Origin of the sequence: Vibrio sp. 10N.222.48.A3 (genome assembly GCF_041475345.1) — a bacterium.
Lineage (GTDB): Bacteria > Pseudomonadota > Gammaproteobacteria > Enterobacterales > Vibrionaceae > Vibrio > Vibrio tasmaniensis_A.
In genome coordinates this window covers 1-651 of sequence record NZ_JBFRVX010001340.1, presented here as the reverse complement: position 1 = coordinate 651, position 651 = coordinate 1, and the positions used below count along the sequence as shown (strand labels likewise).

At 33.0% G+C, this 651-nt stretch carries 1 protein-coding gene; it reads right to left on the bottom strand.

All coding sequences use genetic code 11. The features are described from left to right. A partial coding sequence (locus tag AB4653_RS26175; protein ID WP_372105684.1) for a glycosyltransferase family 2 protein occupies positions 1 to 591 on the bottom strand: 591 nt, incomplete at its 3' end. Positions 592 to 651 lie beyond the last annotated feature (60 nt).

Genomic DNA, 651 nt, shown 5'->3' with positions numbered 1-651 from the left:
ATCTTGAACAACAGCTCTAATCGTACCCAAACGAAATAGCATATCACTTTCGAAAAAATATCTTTGGCTAATTTTATTTAATGGTAGTTCTAAAAGAGCTGAACGATGGATAGCAGTGTAGCCATTAGTTGGATCCATTACCTTCCAATAACCGCTAGACACTTTATTGACAAATGATAATATTGCATTCCCCAACTTTCTTATTGTAGGCATAAGAATAAGAGACTCAATTCTATTAAATCTATTTCCTTTTGTGTAATCTGCATGCCCTTGTATTATTGGGTTTATGAATTTTGGTATCAATGTAGGATCCATCTGTCCATCTCCATCAATTTTGATAATAATATCCATACCATCTTTTAGGGCTTCAATATACCCTTTCATCACTGCGCCACCAACTCCAGAGTTGACTTCACTAAAAATCACTTGGACTCTAGTATCTTTATTGTTTTCAAGAACAAACTTACCACTAGCTGCCGGGCAACAATCGTCGATAACATAAATTTTATCCACCTCATTCCCGATAGAATCTAAGACTTTACAAATTTGATTTTTCACCTTAAAGCAAGGAATGACAACTGCAACTTTCATTTTCACTTTTCATTTTATTTAAATTCATATTGTATTTTATAATAGTAATCAGAAAAATGA